Origin of the sequence: Novipirellula rosea (genome assembly GCF_039541335.1) — a bacterium.
GTDB lineage: Bacteria > Planctomycetota > Planctomycetia > Pirellulales > Pirellulaceae > Novipirellula > Novipirellula rosea.
The window spans coordinates 1-826 of sequence record NZ_BAABGA010000057.1 but is presented as its reverse complement, the minus strand read 5'-3'; the positions used below and the strand labels follow the sequence as shown (position 1 = coordinate 826).

The 826-nt window shown below is 59.1% G+C and carries 2 protein-coding genes; both read left to right on the top strand.

The window, feature by feature from the left end:
- Positions 1–320 (top strand): tyrosine-type recombinase/integrase (locus tag ABD971_RS22200; protein ID WP_345325677.1); only part of this gene is annotated, 320 nt, incomplete at its 5' end.
- Positions 321–323: 3 nt separating this feature from the next.
- Positions 324–826 (top strand): IS91 family transposase (locus tag ABD971_RS22195; protein ID WP_425571344.1); only part of this gene is annotated, 503 nt, incomplete at its 3' end.

The following is an 826-nucleotide window of genomic DNA, read 5'->3' as shown; positions in this document are numbered from 1 at the left end:
AACATCCACGGTTCCTCTTCCCCGCCGAGGGGCGTAATCACAAACAATCGTCTACGGCCAACACGCCGATCCAGACTTCGACTTTGCAAAAGGCGATGGGCAAGATCGCGGTGGAGCTGAAGTTTACCAAGCGTGTCAGTATCCACACGCTAAGACATTCTTATGCCACGCATCTGCTTGAAGCAGGCGTCTCTTTAAAGGTCATTCAGCAGTATCTCGGTCATAGCAGCCTGCAGACTACGATGATCTACCTGCACCTGACCGACACCGCCGAGGCGAACGCCAGAGAAACGATCGAACAGATCTTTCGCAGACGTTAAGCGATGCCCACCGTTGCGAGCTGCCTCCGACAGCACGCACCGGCACTGTTTCAAGCTTTCGGCAACCGAGTGCCGCTTCCCATGCGGATCGTCCTGGATGCCATCACCCGCTGCCGCACTGGCGCGTTGGGCCGTGTCCTGATCGAATGCGAGAGGTGTCAAGCGAAACACCTCATCGGTCGCTCGTGTGGCAACCGTCACTGCCCCAACTGCCAGAAGCACAAGGCGCAGAGTTTGCTCGCCAAGCAGTCGGAACGACTGTTGCCGGTGCATCACTTCCTGGTCACTTTTACGGTTCCGGAGGAACTGCGTTCGCTGCTGCGCGGCCATCGTCGCGAAGGCTACACTGCCAACTTCGATTGCGGCAGTGACACGATTCGCGACATGGCGGGTGCCATGCGTTCGCTCGCCGGGTGCCAACTCGGCTTCTTCGGCGTCCTCCACGCTTGGGGACGCGATCCCATGGTCTACCATCCGCACGTGCACTTCGTTGTCCCCGGTGGCGG